At 65.1% G+C, this 19639-nt stretch carries 18 protein-coding genes and 2 pseudogenes; 10 read left to right on the top strand and 10 right to left on the bottom strand.

What is annotated here, in order from left to right:
• Positions 1-507: pseudogene (locus BAC01S_RS21265) on the bottom strand (muramidase); the annotation flags it as partial.
• A gap of 200 nt (positions 508-707) precedes the next feature.
• Here BAC01S_RS21265 and BAC01S_RS32140 point away from each other — a divergent pair.
• Both BAC01S_RS32140 and BAC01S_RS32135 read left to right on the top strand, forming a co-directional pair.
• Complete coding sequence (locus BAC01S_RS32140) at positions 708-1688, top strand: AAA family ATPase (RefSeq protein WP_407667945.1); 981 nt, start codon at positions 708-710, stop codon at positions 1686-1688.
• On the top strand, positions 1685-2299 hold the full coding sequence (locus BAC01S_RS32135) for a TubC N-terminal docking domain-related protein (protein WP_169740142.1): 615 nt from the start codon (positions 1685-1687) through the stop codon (positions 2297-2299). Before BAC01S_RS32140 ends, BAC01S_RS32135 begins: the two co-directional genes overlap by 4 nt.
• A gap of 88 nt (positions 2300-2387) precedes the next feature.
• Here BAC01S_RS32135 and BAC01S_RS35830 read toward each other — a convergent pair.
• Positions 2388-2519: pseudogene (locus BAC01S_RS35830) on the bottom strand (AAA family ATPase); the annotation flags it as partial.
• A 3-nt stretch (positions 2520-2522) separates the two neighbouring features.
• On the bottom strand, positions 2523-2747 hold the full coding sequence (locus BAC01S_RS35160; protein WP_027796569.1) for a hypothetical protein: 225 nt from the start codon (positions 2745-2747) through the stop codon (positions 2523-2525).
• A 906-nt stretch (positions 2748-3653) separates the two neighbouring features.
• Between BAC01S_RS35160 and BAC01S_RS21245 the strand changes: the two genes are divergently transcribed.
• The gene (locus BAC01S_RS21245) at positions 3654-4355 is read left to right on the top strand and encodes a hypothetical protein (RefSeq protein WP_218001739.1); all 702 of its coding nucleotides are present in this window, start codon (positions 3654-3656) and stop codon (positions 4353-4355) included.
• A gap of 134 nt (positions 4356-4489) precedes the next feature.
• Here BAC01S_RS21245 and BAC01S_RS32130 read toward each other — a convergent pair whose 3' ends face one another.
• Positions 4490-5389, bottom strand: a complete 900-nt coding sequence (locus tag BAC01S_RS32130; protein ID WP_043203082.1) for a DUF2971 domain-containing protein — start codon at positions 5387-5389, stop codon at positions 4490-4492.
• 204 nt (positions 5390-5593) lie between these two features.
• Positions 5594-6748, bottom strand: a complete 1155-nt coding sequence (locus tag BAC01S_RS21235) for a phage major capsid protein (protein ID WP_027796567.1) — start codon at positions 6746-6748, stop codon at positions 5594-5596.
• 806 nt (positions 6749-7554) lie between these two features.
• On the opposite strand from BAC01S_RS21235, the gene BAC01S_RS21225 reads away from it, so the two are divergent.
• The 6 genes from BAC01S_RS21225 (at position 7555) to BAC01S_RS21200 (ending at position 12665) form a co-directional block, all read left to right on the top strand.
• The gene (locus BAC01S_RS21225; protein WP_027796566.1) at positions 7555-8100 is read left to right on the top strand and encodes an NUDIX hydrolase; all 546 of its coding nucleotides are present in this window, start codon (positions 7555-7557) and stop codon (positions 8098-8100) included.
• Between the two features lie 12 nt (positions 8101-8112).
• A complete protein-coding gene (gene aat, locus BAC01S_RS21220; protein ID WP_027796565.1) occupies positions 8113-8865 on the top strand; it encodes a leucyl/phenylalanyl-tRNA--protein transferase in 753 nt (250 codons plus the stop codon).
• 179 nt (positions 8866-9044) lie between these two features.
• Positions 9045-9821 (top strand): arginyltransferase, encoded by a 777-nt coding sequence (locus BAC01S_RS32125; protein ID WP_043203080.1) that lies wholly within the window; start codon positions 9045-9047, stop codon positions 9819-9821.
• 132 nt (positions 9822-9953) lie between these two features.
• Complete coding sequence (locus BAC01S_RS21210; protein WP_027796564.1) at positions 9954-10988, top strand: quinone-dependent dihydroorotate dehydrogenase; 1035 nt, start codon at positions 9954-9956, stop codon at positions 10986-10988.
• 82 nt (positions 10989-11070) lie between these two features.
• Positions 11071-11868, top strand: coding sequence for a transporter substrate-binding domain-containing protein (locus tag BAC01S_RS21205; RefSeq protein WP_027796563.1), 798 nt, complete (start codon positions 11071-11073; stop codon positions 11866-11868).
• A gap of 137 nt (positions 11869-12005) precedes the next feature.
• The gene (locus tag BAC01S_RS21200; RefSeq protein ID WP_027796562.1) at positions 12006-12665 is read left to right on the top strand and encodes an amino acid ABC transporter permease; all 660 of its coding nucleotides are present in this window, start codon (positions 12006-12008) and stop codon (positions 12663-12665) included.
• Between the two features lie 41 nt (positions 12666-12706).
• On the opposite strand, the gene BAC01S_RS21195 is transcribed toward BAC01S_RS21200, so the two are convergent.
• The 3 genes from BAC01S_RS21195 to BAC01S_RS21185 all read right to left on the bottom strand — a co-directional run bounded on the left by BAC01S_RS21195 (position 12707) and on the right by BAC01S_RS21185 (position 16449).
• Entirely contained in the window at positions 12707-13684 is a 978-nt protein-coding gene (locus tag BAC01S_RS21195; RefSeq protein WP_027796561.1) for a Gfo/Idh/MocA family protein, read from the bottom strand.
• 139 nt (positions 13685-13823) lie between these two features.
• On the bottom strand, positions 13824-14552 hold the full coding sequence (locus BAC01S_RS21190) for a FadR/GntR family transcriptional regulator (RefSeq protein ID WP_027796560.1): 729 nt from the start codon (positions 14550-14552) through the stop codon (positions 13824-13826).
• Between the two features lie 328 nt (positions 14553-14880).
• The gene (locus tag BAC01S_RS21185) at positions 14881-16449 is read right to left on the bottom strand and encodes a mannose-1-phosphate guanylyltransferase/mannose-6-phosphate isomerase (RefSeq protein ID WP_027796559.1); all 1569 of its coding nucleotides are present in this window, start codon (positions 16447-16449) and stop codon (positions 14881-14883) included.
• 709 nt (positions 16450-17158) lie between these two features.
• Here BAC01S_RS21185 and BAC01S_RS21180 point away from each other — a divergent pair.
• On the top strand, positions 17159-17893 hold the full coding sequence (locus BAC01S_RS21180; protein WP_027796558.1) for a Crp/Fnr family transcriptional regulator: 735 nt from the start codon (positions 17159-17161) through the stop codon (positions 17891-17893).
• Positions 17894-17975: 82 nt separating this feature from the next.
• On the opposite strand, the gene rpiA is transcribed toward BAC01S_RS21180, so the two are convergent.
• Both rpiA and rlmB read right to left on the bottom strand, forming a co-directional pair.
• On the bottom strand, positions 17976-18671 hold the full coding sequence (gene rpiA / locus BAC01S_RS21175) for a ribose-5-phosphate isomerase RpiA (protein WP_027796557.1): 696 nt from the start codon (positions 18669-18671) through the stop codon (positions 17976-17978).
• Between the two features lie 141 nt (positions 18672-18812).
• Positions 18813-19556, bottom strand: coding sequence for a 23S rRNA (guanosine(2251)-2'-O)-methyltransferase RlmB (gene rlmB / locus BAC01S_RS21170; protein ID WP_027796556.1), 744 nt, complete (start codon positions 19554-19556; stop codon positions 18813-18815).
• Positions 19557-19639 lie beyond the last annotated feature (83 nt).

Raw genomic sequence — 19639 nt, 5'->3', positions numbered from 1 at the left:
TTCGTCGGCGGGCGGTTGATAGGCCTGCGGACTGCTGGCGGGCGTTGCTGACGCGCCAGAAGCCGGGGTCGCTCGCGTTGAGGATGTTCCCTGCCTGTCTGGTTCAGGCGGCAGCACGAGCCTGTGGCGGATCAGCACGAAGCCCGTCGAGTACAGCGCGTAGTGCGGCGGGAAAGGTGGATAGGTCAGTTCGGGATAAGTCGAATCCAGGCGGTACGCCACCGCCTCGCCATCGGCAATGGCCCTGACGCCATCGCCCTGTTTCAGCTTGCCGCCCGTACCTGCGTCGAAGTGGATGCCGCCGTGGTACATGCCGTTCGAGCCGAGCGGATAGAACCCGCCGTCCGAATTCGCCAGGGCACTGAACCAGGTTTGCGGATCGACGGAATCGCCGTTCGCGGGAGGAAACGGGAAACTCCAGTTCAGGGGTTGCCACTGCGGTTGCGCGGGCGTGGCGGGTGTCGTGGGTGCGGCGGGATGCGGTGAATGACCGTGGTGTGCCGTCATGGATGGGCGGGCCTCATTGCCGGGTTGGGTGGGAGACGCGGCCCACAATCAGGACAGCAGGAATCAGGATGGCCGCGCGATGCGGAGCTGGATTTCGGCTCGTTTCACGCTTGTAGCGCGCGGTCGTCGCGGCGCCAACCCGGCAAAGGTGAACAAGGTTCAAAGGTGCTGCGCGGCTTGATCGGGCGCAAGGCGGGCGGATCTGCGCGCATCCCGGCCAGGTGCTGATGTGGAGCAGCGAGGACGATGTAAGCGATACGCTGGTGCCGCGCCTGATGGCGGCGGGAGCCGATCTGTCGCAAGTCTACTTCGTGTGCAACGTGGCGAAAACGGACGGCGAGCTGATGCCGTTCGACCCGGCCCGCGACATGCCCCTCCTGAGCGCGCGCATGGCGGACATGGGTAATGTGCGTCTGCTGCTAGTCGATCCGGTCGTGAGTGCCATTGGGGGCGATGCGCACCGCGCAAACGATGTGCGGCGCGACCTGCAACCGCTGGTGGACCTGGCCGCTCGCCACGGCTGCGGGGTGACCGGCATTTCCCATTTCGCAAAGGGGTCGAGCGGCAAAGCCCCTGTGGAGCGCGTAATCGGCTCCCAGGCGTTCGGCGCGCTCGCGCGCATGGTGCTGGTCACGGTGAAGGAGGAAGGCGCGGAGCGGCGGATTCTGGCGCGCGCGAAGTCCAACATCGCGCCCGATGACGGCGGCTTCGCCTACGCGCTGGAGCGCATCGAGGGCAGCGCGCGCGATATCCTGGGCGAGGTCGAGCAGGACGACGACGAAGCGCAAACCGAGCAGGCCGGGGCCGAAGCGCTCTTGCGGGACTTGCTGGCAGACGGCCCGCTGCGTGCGCGCGAACTGAAAGCGGATGCAGATGGCGCGGGGTTCAACTGGAAGACCATGCAACGCGCGGCGACTCGCCTCGGCGTCGAGAAGCGCAAGATCGGCATGAAGGAAGGCTGGGAATGGGCGCTGCCGAAGAGGACACATTCCGAAGAGGACACGAAGAGGACCGAACTCAGAACGATGTCCCCTTCGGGGTCTGCTGTCCCCTTCGGCTCCGGCGTGGCTTTGCGGTCTGCCCCTTTGGACGGTTCCGCCGAAGGGGACACGCCGCGTGAGTTGGAATCTTCGGCAAAAAAAGAGCCGCCTGACGACGAGCGCGTGAGGGATTCGGTATGAGTGCCGCCGATATCGTGGAGCGTGCCGCCGCCCTGGGCGTCTTGCTGTGGGTCGAGGGCGAACGCATCAGCATCGAAGGACCAACGCGCGGTGTGGCGTCGATCAAGCCGGAGCTTGCCGCGCGCAAGCCGGAGGTGATCGCGTACCTGCTGGAACAAGAGAAAAACGCGGACGCACCCTGCGGCGGTAATCTGCCAGCCGGCCAAGCCGCCAACGATCCGCCAGCCGCCCCTGACGATTGCGCCGGGGCGCTGACCGACCCGGACGGCGGCCCCTACCTGCCGTGGGGTCCGTATCTCGCAGAGGACAACGTACGGCGGCTGCGCGCCGAACTCTTCGCGATGGTGGACGAGCTGGCACGCGCCGAGGGCTGGACGCGCGAGCGCCACGCCGACACGATGGAGCGCGCCGTGAACGGCCCATTGTCGGATTTGCTGCCGAACATCGAATACTTCAATGCGAAGGTGATCGAGCGCCGCGCGGAGGCCGAGGCGCGTGAGCTGCTGGCGGCGCGTTCGTGGCGGCTCGAAGGCTTCGATAAACGGCACTGGTGCCCCGGCTGCGATGGCTCCTGTGTGGGGACGAACCGGAGTTGCAGGCGGAGGGCGTGACGTGGCGACGAAGAAGAAACCGGCGGCGACGGCAGCGCGACCCGATCCGAAGGTGCTCAGACTGCCGCATGATCGATACGGCGACCGTTCCGTCCGGCCACTCGCCACCGCGCGCCACCGCTGCGAGATTGAGTGCGAGGGTCGTCTTGCCGGTTCCCGCAGCGCCCGCCAGCACCGCGAGCTTGCCCGCCGGGAGCCAGTCCGGCCACAGCCACGTCACCGGCTACGGCTTCACGTTCGCCGCGCACTGCACCAGCACGGTTTCGGCTGGCGGCTCGCAAGGGTCGGCCTCGGGCGCGTCGTTCGCCGCGTGCGTCGCGTCACTCCCGCGACTCCAGAACGCCTCACGCGCGGCCTGAACCGCTTCGCGCCCGGCACGTTGCTGTCTTGCGGCTTCGTCGGTTGCAACGATTTCCGCGAACGTCGCACGGCAATAGTGATTGCTCATAGCTGCCCCCGTCCCACAGAAACGACTGACTCCGCGCCGGCTCGCACACGAACGACGCCACGCGGCCCGCCGTCAATCTGACCGTCGCCATCAACACCTCAATCCCATGTAACCACCATGTAACCCGGAAACAGCGATTCCGGTCCATTTGCGTCAACGCGCGAGGTGACATGAAAATCGCCTAAAGCATTGACTACCAATGATTTTACGGGAAATGTGGAGTGGCGATCAGCGCCCGGAAATTCGAAAACCTTGGGACTCATAACCCGAAGGTCGTAGGTTCAAATCCTACCCCCGCAACCAAAGCCTGGTAAGGCTTTGCAGGAATTCTGAAGTTTTGGGTGATTCCTCCTTTTCCCAAATTTGGGCAATAGGTGGGCAAAACTGGCAAGAATTCGGCAGCAAACAGTCAGCAACGAGAAACCCGCTTAGGCGGGTTTTTGCATTTCTGGGCCTTTGAGAGCCTCCCGCCCGTATGCTTCCCCTAATGCCGGCCTCGCCCCTCCAGCCTGCCCACGACCCGAATTTCGACCGCAATGGGTCTCCATTCCTGAGCCGCACCGCGTCTCATGCACAAACAGCGGAGTGATCCTTCCCTCGACGGCTCGCTCAGACTAATCTACGCACTGGCCCCCACTGCAACCCCTAGCGATGCCAGAAAGACTAAAGACGCTCCTGACGACAATGGCGACGCCTCAGTGGTTGCTCACGGTCGTAGCCGTCTGGCTCCTGCTCTGCTTGCTTGAATTCCTCTGGAACTACCTGAAAGCGACGATGGAGCGAAGGCTCATTTCGATCAGGTGGCGTACGTTGACACGTAGGGGGTTTGTGCTAGCGCCGGAACCACGGGAAGCCCGAAGACGGCGCAGGATACTCAATCAGGCTTCCAAGCATCCGGCGGTACTGGTGGTGGTGGGCTTCATCTTCACCGGCCTAATTGGCAATGGGCTGGTTGCCTTGCAGGAACATCGACAACGCCAGCGCGAATCCATCGTGAAGAGCATGAACGAGCTTCGTGCGGCCTACGACGACCTATCGGTAGGTTTCGCTGACTACTACTATCGCGGGGCGGCGTTGATAACGCTTCAGCAAAGGGACGCTGGTGCCGCCGATATTGTTGAGGCGCGAAAGGCGTTTGATGCCGCGAGCGAAAAATGGCTGGAGCGGCTCGCAGCTGACTCTCCGACCATCGCAACACTTCATGAAAATGCTACCGGAGACTACGGCGCCCTCAGCGTCACGGAGGACATGAAAGTTGCCACTGGGTTGGTGAACGACTGCATCGCCAGCAACCGGCCGAAACGTGATCCGAACTCAAAAGAATACATGCTGGAATGCACGCAGAAGGATGGAGTCACGGCACTTGAAAGGCTGCTCACGCTGTCGAACTGTGTTAAATCCGTTGCACTACTCATGCGGCCCGACCCAAAGCTCGACTTCTTCATCACTGGAGACAACCCCATAGCAAAGCGGCAATCGGTAGTATTGGAAGCAGCGTGCAACACCAAGCGCTATTTCGAGACGCTAAGTGACGGAGCAAAAGCAGTGGCAGGCGCCGCGGTTGCGGCAGGACCGCCAGTATTAAGGCAACACGCGTCGCCGCATTGACCCCCATGCAAAAAGTCGACTTTTTGCGAAAGAAAGGAAGGGGAGGGTGTTCCTCGCGACAACTGACAAGCTTCTGCGCGACCCTCCCCGAGCGCACCTTTCAAGTGCGCTGTGGTCGCTTCACCCTCTCCTCATCATCCCAAGGCCACAAAGTCTAGACCGATCCCAGCTGTGCGCTTCTGCGCTTGGAAGATAGTTGTTTGTGGCAGCCTTTCTCGAATCAACTGGACAAGCTCTGCGGCGCACGCTTGATCCATACGACATCCCAAGTAAATTGCTTCGAATAGCTCGGGAGGTTCCTCGTCGTCGGAATATCCGGGGCCAACATCGTTATCTGCTAACAGGGCGACGTGAACACGCCACTCCTGTTCGTATTTCCAATCAGCGTGCTTTCGAAAAGCCAGGTCCCAGATGCGGGGAACGAGGTCGTGTTCCGCCAGCCCAAAGAGCTTATTGATGTATTCCCGCACGCCAAGAAAACTGACAGCTTCGTCACTATACTGAACAGGTTGCGCTATCAGAAATCGATGATCAAGTTGTTCAAGTCGTCTGAACTTGAACGCGACACCGCGATGGGAATTCGCATAGTGCGACCACATGACCAAATTGTCGCCTCGCTCGGTCAAGCAGAGCACTCGCGATCGCGTCAATCGCTCGGTGAGATTCGCATTTAGTTCTTCCGATAAACCGGGGAAGATGCCTGCCATTTCTGCTGCTGCCGCCCGCATGTCTGCCTCAAACTTCTCACGCGGCCACCGATCCCTATTCGCCCGTGCGATGCGCAACATGTTGCAGTACTTGGTTTGATGCGGTGGTTCAAATGGCGCATCGCCGTAAACAACCCGTAGGCTAGTTTCCAAGAATGCCTCGGAGAACTCCTTGCCGGTGAACGGAAAAGCGAACCCAGTTTGGTGGTCGAAAGGATCGTTGAAAAGTAACGGCGAACTCCAACGTAGCTTGCGTGAGCCAACGATCAACTTGGCTGTCTCGGAAGTTGTGTACTTGAAGAAGTGCTGACGGTCGTTGTAATTCATGTTGCCTCGCAAGGCAGGTGACGATTCGGGAGAGTATCGCATTACACAACGACACGTTTTCCGGTAGTTTGCGAAGATTCGAGAAAGGAACGCCGCACCGGCAAGAGAGCCGGCCGCGGCGCGAGCTTGCCTGTCCGTGTCAATGGCGGCTGTTCTTCGGGAACCCACCGCCCCAATGTCTCCGTCGTGTGAGCGTAGCCCTGCTTATGCCTTCGCCTTCGTGCTGCCGGTTCCAGCCGGCGCAACGAGCGCGCCGTACAGGCACATCGAGGGACGTTGAAGCACAAGCGCAAGCCTGCATTCAACCAACACCGTGACGAGGTTCTTAACAAAGTTGTCGCGGTCCTCGCGGCTCACTTCCACAGTCACCCCTTGACGCAGGCCGATATAGGCACCCTGCGGTGTCGCTACCGCACAGTACTGGCCCTGAGGGATGGCAGCCACAGGCACGAACACCGCCCCCGGCACGCCGTTGAGTGACGCCAGCGGATCGAGCAGGTACGTGCCGCTGCCCGAGGACTTGGCAATGCGCATGGCTGCGATGTCCAGCGGACTCAAGCCGCACACCACACGCGTTGCGCCCTGCGACTGGAGGTTCGCCACCGCCATGATGATGCTGTCGAGCGCGGTGGCCGACGTGCCGTCCATCTGCGTGCCGCCGGTCATGACGCCCTTCAGGTCGTAGCCTGTGCCGCTACCAGTGATGACCTGCTGATCAACTGCGGCTTGCAGGCCTTCGCGCATCGAGAGGTCCATGAACTCGCCCAGCGCGCCCACGTCATCGAGCACCTGACGGCTGGCAAGCTGCCAGTGCGCGATGGTCTGTGCAGGCCACAGCGTCGGCGTGAAGGTGGTGCTGCTCTGGGCCTTGAGTGCGCCTTCGCCCTGCTGCGGCGCGGCGTTGTTCTCAAGGTCACCGTCAACGGTCTGGATGGAGTCGGTGGTGATGGGCAGCGAGAACAGGCTGTTCCAGAAGCGCGGCAGCACGATCGGCTGCACCAGTTCCTGCTGCGGCTGCACCGGGAAGCCGCTTGAGGTGATGGTGTCGGCCTTGATGTTCACGCCTTCGAGTGCCACGCGCACCGACTTCGGGCCGTTGCCGTGGTTCCACCGAGTGAGCAGGTCCGACTTCGCGAGCAGCGCGCCGAGCGAGGCACGGCCTGCACCACTGGCACCTCTGCTGAAGCCGTGTTCGGAGAGGCCTGCGAACTTCTGGCCCAGATCGAGGATGTTAACGTTCTGCCCGTTGACCTTCTCGGCGAGCGCCGCGATGTCAGCGTTCGCCTTCGTCAGGAGTGCTTCGACACCCGCATCGCGCTCCGCGAGTGCGGCCCTCACTTCTTCAATCGTGATCGGCATGATGGTCCTCTACGTGAGATGCGGCCCGCGCACACGCGCCGGTTGCCGCAGGGCACTGAGCGTCCTTCCCCTGCTTATGGAACGCGCCGCCGAGCCGTATGGCGACGCGGGCACAACCTCAAAGGCGCGCGAGTCACGCGCCCCGCGTGCGCTTGTTTCGCACCTGGCCTAGTGCTTCGGTTCGACGTCGGCCGCACGACGCCGGAATGTCTTGCCATCGAACGCGTAGTAATACGTGCCGTGTTCGTCGCTCTCGTTGCGACTACCGCGCACAATGAGCAAGCAACTATCCGCGTGGTGTTCGAGCGGTTCGGTTACATCTAGTGGCCAATCCGAAACTGTGAACGGTAACGAAGTCGTGCGCCCGGTTTTCTGGTCGATTACCGCCGCCATCACGCAACCAGCCCCGCATCCCCACGCAGCAAGGGTGTAATGCCCTGCAAAATCGATAGGCCCTTTGGCGGCGTGTGCCGAACGATAGCGACCGTAAATCAGCCGTGCTTGCGTACCTTGATCGGCCGGTGTGAGTGCGAGTGAGCGGTCGCCATGCGGTGCTATTCGTCGTTGATGAAATGCCCAGATTAATCCGGGTGCACCGCAAACCGCTTGTCGCGCATCAACATCCAGGGAAACCGGAAAACATCAGGACGCGCAGCCGTGTCATGTTGCCCGGCAATCTGGCACCAATCGAACACCACTCGGACGTGCGGAGAGCACGCGGACCCGCATGTCTAGCACCGCGGCCACCCTCACGGCTCCTCGCCGCGCGGTGATACACTCGCATCACTCTTCCCCCAATCGTGCCCATGAAATTCTGCTCGACTTGCGGTCAGGCGGTCAGCCTGCTCATGCCCCCCGGAGACAACCGCGAACGCTATGTCTGCTCGGCCTGCGGCACCGTGCATTATCAGAATCCGCGCAACGTGGTCGGCACCGTCCCCGTCTGGGAGGACAAGGTGTTGCTGTGCCGGCGCGCCATCGAGCCGCGCTACGGTTACTGGACCTTGCCCGCCGGTTTCATGGAGATGGGAGAAACCACCGCCGAGGCCGCGGCGCGCGAAACGCTCGAGGAAGCCGGCGCGCGCGTCGAGGTGCAGAATCTCTTCTCGCTGCTGAACGTGCCGCGCGTGCATCAGGTCCATCTGTTCTATCTCGCGCGCCTGCTCGACATCGACGTCGCGGCCGGCGAGGAAAGCCTTGAAGTGCGTCTCTTCGAAGAGCACGAAATTCCCTGGGACGACATTGCGTTCCCCACGGTCGGGCAGACGCTGCGCTTTTTCTTCGCCGACCGCCAGTCAGGCACCTACGGCCTGCACACCGGCGACGTGCTGCGCTCGCTGCGCGACGGCTGACCCCGACTCCCGATGGTTCCCTGGCTCGGGCCCGAAGACCCGTTTCCCAGCGTCGAGCGCGCGCTCGGCGCCGGCAGCGGCGCGCCCGGCCTCCTTGCCGCGAGCGCCGACCTGCTGCCCTCGCGCCTCATCGACGCCTATCGGCACGGCATCTTCCCGTGGTATTCGGACGGCCAGCCCGTGCTCTGGTGGAGCCCCGACCCGCGCATGATCCTGCGGCCCGATGCGTTCAAGGTCTCGCCCTCGCTGAAGAAAACGCTCAAGCGCGTGCTGCGCGACGACGCGTGGGAGATTCGCGTCGACGACGACTTCGCGACCGTGATGCGCGCCTGCGCGAACGCGCCACGCCACGGCCAGCGCGGCACCTGGATCACCGGCGACGTGATCGACGCCTACTCGGCCCTGCACCGCATCGGCGACGCGCACAGCATCGAGGCCTGGCACGACGGCGAACGCGTGGGCGGCCTCTACGGCGTGTCGCTCGGCACGATGTTCTTCGGCGAATCGATGTTCGCCTCGGTCACCGACGCCTCCAAGATCGCGCTCGCCGCCCTCGTCGCGCACCTGCGGCGCCACGGCGTGGCCTTGATCGACTGCCAGCAGAACACCTCGCACCTCGCGTCGCTCGGCGGGCACGAGATTGCGCGCAAGGTTTTCATCGCGCACGTGCGCGCGACGGTCGATGCGCCACGCATTCCATGGCGCTTCGACAAAGCGGTTCTCGCCGACCACGTCAAGCGCCCGGACACGGCGCCGGCGGCTTGAGCACGACCTGAGCGGGCCGCCCGGCGGGCGTGGCGAGGTTCTCGCGGTGCCGCGCAATTCGATGGATTCCGCTTCGGGCTCGATGTTAGACTGAAGAGAGAACATGTCGCCCGCGCGGCTGCGGCCGCTGCCCGCGCGCCGCGAGCGCGACGATCCGAACTGCTACGAGAGCTGCCAACGTGACGCATCCCAACGAGCTGCCGCTTTCACCGCTTTCCGCGCTGCAATTCTATGCAACGGCGCCCTACCCCTGCAGCTATCTGGAGGGGCGTATCGCGCGCTCGCAGGTTGCCACGCCCAGCCACCTGATCAACTCCGACGTCTACACGGAACTAGTCAAGGCGGGTTTCCGGCGCTCGGGCGTGTTCACCTACCGCCCCTACTGCGACGGCTGCCGCGCGTGCGTGCCGGTGCGCGTGCCGGTCACGCGCTTCACGCCCAACCGCACGCAGCGCCGCGCCTGGAAGCAGCACGGCGAGCTCGTCGCGACGGTCGCCCCCCTGCACTACGACGAAACGCACTACGCGCTCTACATGCGTTACCAGTCGGCCCGCCACGCCGGCGGCGGCATGGACCGCGACAGCCGGGACCAGTACGAGCAGTTCCTCCTGCAAAGCCGCATCAATTCGCGTCTCGTCGAGTTCCGCGAGCGCGATCCGCAGGATCCCGAAGGCAGCGGCATGCTGCGCATGGTGAGCATGATCGACATCCTCGGCGACGGGCTCTCGTCGGTCTACACCTTCTTCGAGCCCGACGCGCCGCACACGAGCTACGGCACCTACAACATCCTGTGGCAGATCGAGCAGGCGCGCAGCCTGCAACTGCCTTACGTGTACCTCGGCTACTGGATCCGCGAGAGCCCGAAAATGGCTTACAAGGCGCGCTTCCGGCCGCTCGAGGGCCTTTTCGACGGCGTCTGGGCGACGCTCGACGAGGCACTCGCCGCCCGCGCGTAAGGCGCCCTCCCGCTACCCAAAGCGGCGGCGGGGCCGAGGCGCAACGGGCCGCAGAACCCCGGGCGTCCTCGCCGGGGCCCGAAGCCGGTAAAATAGCGGGTTCCCATTTTTCGGCATCCGCGCCCTCGCCCCGTGTTCAGCTCCCTCTACCCGTTTCTGCGCGACCAGCTCTTTCGCTTCGACGCGGAAGACGTCCACCATCTGACGCTGCGCGCCATCGGCGCCGCCGGCCGCACCGGCATGGCGGGCCTGCTGGGCTCGCACGTGCCCGACTCGCCGCGCACCGTAATGGGCCTCGCGTTCCGCAATCCGGTAGGCCTCGCGGCGGGGCTCGACAAGGAAGGCGCCGCCATCGACGGCTTCGCGGCGCTCGGTTTCGGCTTCATCGAAGTGGGCACCGTCACGCCGCGCCCTCAGCCCGGCAATCCGCGCCCGCGCATCTTCCGGCTGCCGCAGGCGGGCGGCATCATCAACCGCATGGGCTTCAACAACCACGGCGTCGAGCAGTTCGTGAAGAACGTGCAGGCCGCGCGCTATCGCGGCATCCTCGGCCTGAACATCGGCAAGAATGCCGATACGCCCATCGAGCGCGCCGCCGACGACTATCTGTTCTGTCTCGAGCGCGTCTACCCGTTCGCGAGCTACGTGACGATCAACATCTCGTCGCCGAACACGAAGAACCTGCGCCAGCTGCAGGGCGCGGGCGAGCTCGACGCGCTGCTCGCGGCGCTCAAGGACAAGCAGCAGCGCCTCGCCGACCTGCACGGCAAGCTCGTGCCGCTCGCGCTGAAGATCGCCCCGGACCTCGACGACGAGCAAATCAAGGAAATCGCCGACACCGTGCTGCGCCACCAGTTCGAAGGCGTGATCGCGACCAATACCACGCTCTCTCGCGCCGCCGTGCAGGGCCAGCCGAACGCCGACGAAACCGGCGGCCTCTCGGGGCGCCCGGTATTCGAGGCGTCGAACGCGGTGATCCGCAAGCTGCGTGCCGAGCTCGGCACCGACGTGCCGATCATCGGCGTGGGCGGCATCTTCTCGGGCGAGGACGCACGCGCGAAGATCGCGGCCGGCGCCTCGCTCGTGCAGCTCTACACCGGCTTCATCTACCAGGGCCCCGCGCTCGTCGCCGAATGTGCGCGCGCACTGGCCGCGAGCCGCACCTGAAGCTATAGTTTCACACTAGTCACGGGTCACCCGCAGCATTCGCAGCATTCGCAGCATTCGCAGCATTACAAGAGGAAAAACGATGAAACTCGCCCTGCTGAAAAAACTCCTTGCGGCCACGCTGATCGGAGCCGCGTTCGTTTCGGCCAGCGCCCACGCCGACGACCTGCTCGACCAGGTGAAGGCACGCGGCACGCTGCGCATCGGCCTTGAAGGCACCTTCCCGCCGTTCGATTCGAAGGCGCCCGACGGCCAGCTCGTCGGCTACGACGTGGACATCGCGAAGGCCGTCGCCGCGAAGCTCGGCCTGAAGCCCGAGTTCGTCACCACCGAATGGAGCGGCATCATTGCCGGCCTGCAGGCCGGCAAGTTCGACGTGATCGTCAACCAGGTGGGCGTGACCGACCAGCGCAAGGCCGTGCTCGACTTCTCGCCGGCGTACACCTACTCGGCCGCGCAGCTCATCCAGCGCAAGGACGACACGCGCGAGTTCAAGTCGCTCGACGACCTCAAGGGCAAGAAGCTCGGCGTCGGCCTCGGCACCAACTACATGGACATGGCGAAGGCCGTGCCCGGCATCGACGTGGTGACCTACCCGGGCGCGCCCGAGTATCTGCGCGACCTCGCCGCCGGCCGCCTCGACGCGGCGCTCAACGACCGCCTCATGCTCGCGTACCTGATGAAGAACTCGCAGCTGCCGCTGCGCACGGGTGCGATCGTCGGCAACGGCAACCCGTCGGCGATCCCGTTCAAGAAGGGTAATCCGAAGTTCGCGAAGGCGATCGACGACGCCATGACGCAACTCGAAGCCGACGGCACGTTCACGAAGATCTCGGAGAAGTGGTTCGGCATCGACGTGAGCAAGCCCATCTCGCAGTAAGCTTGCCGTGGGCCCCATAAAAGCCTGATATGCCGGGGCGGCGTCGCGCGATGCGATGCCGCCCCTTGGCTTTTTGCACGGCCCGCGCGGCTCGCGGGCTTCGTGAACCCCTCTGAACCCAACCCCGCGCTTCGCCCATGCCCATCACTACGCTCCTCATCCAGTCGCTGCCGGTGCTCGCGCAGGGCGCGGTGCTGACGGTCAAGTTCGCCGTGCTCTCGATGATTTTCGGCCTTGTCGGCGGCGCCGTGCTCGCGCTGATGGGCATCAGCACGAATCGCGTCCTGCCGAAAATCGCGCGCGTGTATATCAGCCTCATGCGCGGCACGCCGCTGCTCGTGCAGATCTTCGTCATCTACTACGGACTCCCGAGCGTCGGCATTTCGCTCGACCCGACGCCGGCCGGCGTGATCGCGCTGTCCGCCAACGTTGCCGCCTACCTGTCCGAAAGCATGCGCGGCGCGATACTCGGCATCGATCGCGGCCAGTGGCTCGCGGCCTACAGCCTCGGACTCTCGCGGCGTCAGACGCTGCGTTACGTGATCGCGCCGCAGGCGCTGCGCATCGCCGTGCCGAGCCTCTCGAACAGCCTGATCAGCCTGATCAAGGACACCTCGCTCGTCTCGGTCATTACCGTGACGGAGCTACTGCGCAGCGCGCAGGAAATCATCGCCTCGACCTTCCAGCCGCTGCCGCTCTATCTCGCCGCCGCCGCGGTTTACTGGGTGCTTTGCCAGGTGCTGGAGTGGGTCCAGCACTGGTTTGAAAAGCGTCTCGCGCTACCCTCGCGCCATTAAGCAGCACTGAGCGTCACTGGGCACCACCAAGGCGGCCTCGCTCACTCGCAGGCAAAGCGCAGGCCGAGCGCGGCGCGCGCCGCATCGGCCATCGCGATCATGTGGCGCGAGTGCGCGTGCGTCATCACCGGGCTCTCCAGCGCGCCCGTACGCAGCAGCTCGCAGAAGTGCGCGGTCTCGTAGTTGAGGCCGCCGCCTTCGAAGGGCTCGTCGAGGTCCACCGCGCGGCCGTCGACATAGCGGATCGTCGCACGCGCCGGGTTCCACCAGTTCTCGTGGATCGTCACATGGCCGAGCGGTCCCGCGAGCAGCGCATCGCCTTTCCCATGCAGGTCGAGACCGCAGAAAAGTTGCGCGATGCCGTGCTCATGCTGGCAGTTGAGGCTCGCGAAAGTGTCCACGCCGGTCGGGCCGAGCCGGCCGAAAGTCTGTACGTCGAGCGGCGCGCCAAGCCAGTCCACCGCCAGAAACATCTCGTACACGCCGATGTCGAGCAACGCTCCGCCCGCATGTTCATAGGAGAACGAAGAATGATCGGGGCTCACGTTCGCCACCGAGCATCCTGCGCGCACGAGCCCCACCGGGCCGATGGGATCGGCGGCGAGGTGAGCGCGCAACGCGCGGTAGAGCGGATAGAACGGCGGCTTCATCGCCTCCATGAAGAGACGCTGCGCGCCGCGCGCGGCCTCGAGCACGCGCTCGAGCTGGGCGGCGTTCACGGTGGCGGGTTTCTCGCAGAGCACCGGCAAGCCGGCCTCCAGCGCGGCAATGACGTAGTCGGCGTGACTGTCTTGCAGCGTGGCGATATAAACGGCGTCGACGCCGCTGCCAAGGAGTGCCTCGAAGCTCGCGCATGCGCCCGCGCCATGCTCCTGCGCCAGCGCTGCCGACGGCTCCGCGCGCCTCGACCAGACTGCGCCGACGCGCGCGCCCTCCACATGCGCCACGCCCTGCGCGAAGCGCCGCGCGATGCGGCCCGCGCCGACGATGCCCCAACGAATCGTATCTGTTCCGCTCATGTGCTGCGTGCTCCGGCTATGCGCCGCGCCGACGACGCGGCAGACCAAAGACACGCACGATACCCGAAACGCGCGGCGCACCGCAACGGCGCGGCCGCGTCCCGCACATGACGCGCGAACGAAAACCTCGCGAGCCCGGCTAACGCTGCGCAAGCGCCTCGGACGCCTCCGGCGCCAGCGCGCGCTGCAGCTCCCCGGCGGTCGATTCGATCATCGCCGCCGCAGCAGCCTGGGCCTCTTGCGGCTGACGCCGCTCGATCGCCTCGACGATGCTGCCGTGCGCACGCACGATATTCGCCCAGCCGTCCGCGCGCCCGTTGAGAATCGGATTCACGAGCGAAAGCGCGCCGCGGATGATGGCCGCCATCTGCTGGTAGAACTGATTGCCGCTTGCCGCGAGTATGCGCGTGTGCAAAAGCGCGTCGGCCGCCTGGCAGCCGTTGTCGCCCGGACTCGTCTCGCGCAGTGCCTCGTACGCGTCGCGAATGCCGGCGATGTCCGCCGCCGTGGCGCGCGTCGCCGCGAGACCGCACGCGGCGGGCTCGATCAGCGCGCGAAATTCGATAACGTCTCGCAGGAACGTCTTGTCCGGCTTCGCGCGAAAACGCCAGCTCACAACGTCTTCGTCGATCATGCGCCAGTCGCGCATGGGCCGTATGCGTGTGCCGATTTTCGGCCGCACGTCTAGCATATGCCGCGCAAGCAGCATGGAAAGCGCTTCGCGCATCACCGTGCGGCTCACGTCGAATTCCTTCGACAGCACATCCTGCGGCGGCAGCACCGCGCCGTAGCGCTCTTCCACAATGCCGGCGATCAGGCCATCCATGACCTTGCTCACCAGCGAGCGTTCCTTGTTCCCGAGTTCCATGACACTCCCCCCCGAATCGGCGTTATCGCCCCTCATTGCCAGACACTGCGGGCCCCTCGTGCGTCGTCGAACGCTGTGTTGTACGTTGCATGCGAATCGCATATCCCGCCAGCCAGGATATCTCCTGACGTGTCGCGGTGAAACCGATGTGCAGTCCGCACGACGTCATCCTGTCGAGCCTCAACCTGGTACCTGGGCCGGCCACTTTTCCTGGTTGTCCTGCGGGCCGGTCAACTGTATGGAATGCCTATTTATCCCTGGCCGGCTCCCGCCGGCTGTGCATATGCAGTGCTGCGGCGCCACCGCGCCTCTCCTGCGCGGTGCGGCATCATGCCTTCCCCCTGTCGGGCAGCGGTGCGCGACCGTATTGATCGTCGAAACGCACGATGTCGTCTTCGCCCAGATAACCGCCCGATTGCACCTCGATGATTTCGAGCGGCGTGATTCCCGGGTTCTCCAGACGGTGCTTCACGCCCAATGGAATATAAGTGGATTCGTTCTCGGATAGCAAAAATACGTCGTCGCCGCGGGTGACGCGGGCCGTTCCGCGCACAACGACCCAATGCTCCGCGCGATGGTGATGCATCTGCAGCGAAAGCCGGCCGCCTGGCTTCACGACGATCCGCTTGACCTGAAAGCGCTCGCCCCGATCGAGCGAGTCGTAGCAGCCCCACGGGCGCTCCACGCGCCGATGGTGCCGCGCTTCGTCGCCGCTCTGTTCTTTCAGTTTCCCGACAATTGCTTTCACGTCCTGGACACGGTCCTTCGCGGCGACCAGCACCGCATCCGCGGTCTCCACCACCACCACGCCGCGCACGCCGACACAGGCCACGAGACGCCCGTCCGAGTGCGCGAACGTATCGCTCACGTCTTCGAACAGCACGCGCCCGCGCGCGACATTGCCGCTCGCGTCCTTGTGCGAGACCTGCCAGACGGCGTCCCAGGCGCCGACGTCGGACCAGCCCGCGACCAGCGGCACGACCACGCCCGCAAGACCCGCCCCGGAGCCGATCGATTCCATGACCGCGTAGTCGATCGAATCGGACGGGCACTCGGCCAGTGCGGCGGCGTCGAGGTGCACGCTGCCATCCGCGTCGCGCTTCGCGCGCTCGAAGGCTTCGGCGCAGCGCATGGCGATCGCCGGACGGGCCTGCGCAATGGCGGCAAGCCACACGGAGGCCCGGACGACGAAGATGCCGCTGTTCCACCAGAAGTCGCCGGAAGCGATATAACGCGCCGCGAGTTCGGCATCCGGCTTTTCGACGAAACGTTCGATGACGCGCGCGCCGTGCGCATCGAGCACCCGGCCCGCGCCGATATAGCCGTAACCGGTCTCCGCGCGCTGCGGCGGCACGCCGAGCGTCACGATCGCGCCGCACGCCGCATGCTCGACGGCACGCTCGAGCGCGCGGGCGAACGCGATTCGGTCGGCAATCAGGTGGTCGGCGGGCATGGCGACCAGCACAGGATCGCCGTCGGCCGGGAGGGTCGGCGGCTGGGCGGCTTGCGCCGCAAGCGCCGCCACGGTCAGCGCAGGCGCCGTATTGCGCGCCACCGGCTCGAGCACCACGCGCGCGGCCATGCCGCTGCGGGCCAGACGGTCGACCGTGAGGAACTGCAATTCCTCGCTGCTCACGACGAGCGGCGCGGCTTTGCAGGCCGCTGCCGGGCCGGCGCCGTCCGCGGGCGCGAATACGCCGTCGAAGCGCCGCACGGTGGCCTCGAGCAGCGATTCGCCGTCGAGCAGCTCGATCAACTGCTTGGGGCAATGCTCGCGCGAGAGCGGCCACAGGCGCGTGCCCGATCCGCCCGCCAGCACGACAGGCTGGACGACGAGCGCCGGTTCAATTTCGTTCGCCCTTGCCGTCAGGCTGGCGTATGGCACCACCTGGTTCATGCGCTGCCCCCTGAATGATCCTGGCAGGCCGCGCTTTGCCGCACACTGCGCAGCATCGCCGCCTGCCGTCCTGGCCATCATTGGAACAAACCTCGCGGCACCGCTCTGTGCGCATACACACACTGATCGCCCGCCGTCTCAAGAAGGCGCCGTTCGTCCGCGTAACGTGACACGACGTTACGCAACGATGTTTCAGGACCGAACGCTTTCGCGTGCGCCGCCCCAATGTGTCAGCTCTGTATCGTTTTCGGCGGTGTCCTTTTAGATAGCCGGGTCGTGACGCTCGACGCGCGCGGGGTGTGTTTCAGTCTGGAGTCATTTTTGGAAACCTCTCGCATAACCGCGAATATTCACATCAAATCAACGGTTTAGATAAACAAAAATTCATCCGGCAAGAAGCCAGGTGGCGAAATTCATCGTGCAGAAGTGAAACAAAAAGGCCGACTTCCCCGGCGCGGCATCGGGCGCAACGCCCGTAAAGACGCGTGTGACCGCGGTGCGCGCCTTTCTGGCACACACCCTGCTAATGACACGTCGCCACACTAGCGATAAGCGCCGGGATCAGACCGGCTACGCAGACGGGGCTATGGGGCTGGCACGACGAACGGATAGCCGAACGGGAAACGGCACACAACTACGGATTCGCGGGCCGGAACGAATAACAACGAGGCAGCGCTTGCTCGCAAGCAGCCTCGCATGAGGACCAATCATGTTGACCCTTCAATCCGATCTGCACGGCAACCACCTGCTTGGCGCCCTGCCGTCGCATGAGTGGCAGGCGCTCGCCCCCCATCTCGAACTCGTTCATCTGCGTACCGAACAATTGCTGTGCGATTCCGGCCAGCGCATTCATCACGTGTACTTTCCGACCACGGCCATCATCTCCATGCTCTCGACCATGGAAGACGGCAGCTCGGTCGAAATCGCCGCGGTTGGCCGCGAAGGCATGACCGGCGTGCCTGTTCTCACCGGCGGCGAAACGATGCCGAACCGCGTGCAGGTGCAATGTGCGGGCTTCGCGTATCGCATGAGCGCGCAGAGTCTCAAGCAGCAGTTTGCCCGCTCGGACTTCCTGCGCCGTCTGATGCTGCTCTACATGCACGCCCTGCTCACGCAGGTGGCCCAGACGGCCGCGTGCAACCGCCATCATTCGCTCAGCAGGCAGCTGTGCCGCTGGCTGCTGATCGAAGTGGACCGCGTGGCCTCGAACGACCTGACGGTCACGCAGCAGTTGATCGCCGACATGCTCGGCGTGCGCCGCGAAGGCATCACGGAGGCGGCCGGCAAGCTGCACGACGAAGGCCTGATCCATCACAGCCGCGGCCGCATTCGCGTGCTGGATCGCGAGGGTCTGGAAGCCCGCGCCTGCGAATGCTATGGGCTCGTGCGGCGCGAGTTCGACCGCCTGCTGCCGCGTCTGCGCCAGGCGGAAACGGTGGAGTGAGCGTAAGTGGAGGGACGCCGCGCGGGACAGGCTCCGCGCGGACTTTGTGGCGGGCCGCACGGCGCGGCCCGCCGCCTTTGCCTCAGCGCTTCGCGTAGTCGATGCGCTCGACGCCCGTTGCGGCGCCCAGCAGGCAGAGGTCAGCGCCGCGCGCCGCGAAAAGACCCACGGTCACGACACCGGGCCATGCGTTGACGAGCGCCTCGAACGCGCACGGGTCGCTGATGGCGAGGCCTTTCACGTCGAGAATCTCGTTGCCGTTGTCGGTGACAAAAGGCGCGCCGTCCTGCTGCACGCGCAGCACGGGCACGCCGCCCAGCGCGCTCACGCGGCGGCCGATAGCCGTGCGCGCCATCGGCACCACCTCGATGGGCAGCGGGAACTGGCCGAGCACGTCGACGCGCTTGCTTGCGTCCGCGATGCAGACGAACACGTCGGCCACGGACGCCACGATCTTCTCGCGCGTGAGCGCGCCGCCGCCGCCCTTGATCATCGCGCCCTGCGCGTCGATCTCGTCGGCGCCGTCGACGTACACGGGCAGCCCTTCGATGTCGTTGAGGTCGAAGATGCGAAAGCCATGCGACTGCAGGCGCGCCGTGGTCGCCACGGAGCTCGACACCGCGCCGCGGTAGCGGTCCTTGCCGGCGGCCAGTGCGTCGATGAAACAATTTGCGGTCGAGCCGGTGCCGACGCCGATCACGGCGCCCTCGGGCACGTTCGCGTTCACGTAGTCGGCGGCGGCCTTGCCGACCAGTTGCTTGAGTTCGTCTTGAGTCATGGGAATCACTGCGCGAGAGGGAAAAAGCGGAAGGCGCCTAGTTTACCGGAGTTGGCCGGGCCAGCCGGCCGATTCCGGTCCCATGCAAAGCGGTGGACCGGAGTTAGCGCTTTAGCGCTTACTCCGGGTTCCATGCAAGACTCAGCCCGCGACGCCGCGCTGCCGGACGGCCTCGAACAGGCACACGCCGCTCGCCACCGAAACGTTCAGGCTCTCCACCGTGCCCGCCATCGGAATGTGCATGACCTCGTCGCAGGTCTCGCGCGTGAGCCGGCGCATGCCCTCGCCTTCCGCGCCCATCACGAGGGCGACCGGGCCTTCGAGCTTCGTCTGATAGAGGCTCGCGCTCGCGTCGCCCGCCGTGCCCACCACCCACACGCCCGCCTCCTTGAGTTCGCGCAGCGCGCGGGCCAGGTTCGTCACGGTGATATAGGGCACCGTGTCGGCCGCGCCGCTCGCCACTTTCGCAGCCGTGGCGTTCAGGCCCACCGCGCGGTCGCGCGGCGCGATGACGGCATGCGCACCGGCCGCATCGGCCACCCGCAGGCAGGCGCCGAGATTGTGCGGATCGGTCACGCCGTCCAGCACGAGCAGGAGCGGCGCACCCGCAATGCCGTCGAGCAGCTCGGCCAGATTCTGCGCAAGCGGCAGGTCGTGCACGCGCGCGACGACACCCTGATGGCGCTCCGTATGCGCGAGCCCCCAAAGCCGTGTTTCGTCGGATGCGATCACGCGCACGCCGGCGTCCTTTGCGGCATGCAGGAAGTCCTGCATGCGGCGGTCGCGCCGCGTCGGATCGTAATAGACATCCTCGACCGTCGACGCGTCGTGCCGCAAACGCGCGGTCACCGCATGAAACCCGTAAAGAACCTTGAGACGTGACATGACTTGAGACAACCCCTGATGAACGGTCCGCCACGCGGCGCCTGCAGGGACTGCATCGCGCGCCTGACGAACGACTGTAACTC

The sequence above is a fragment of the Paraburkholderia acidipaludis NBRC 101816 genome (assembly GCF_000684975.1).
Lineage (GTDB): Bacteria > Pseudomonadota > Gammaproteobacteria > Burkholderiales > Burkholderiaceae > Paraburkholderia > Paraburkholderia acidipaludis.
The sequence above is the reverse complement of the archived record's forward strand: the minus strand, read 5'-3'. Positions and strand labels throughout refer to the sequence as shown.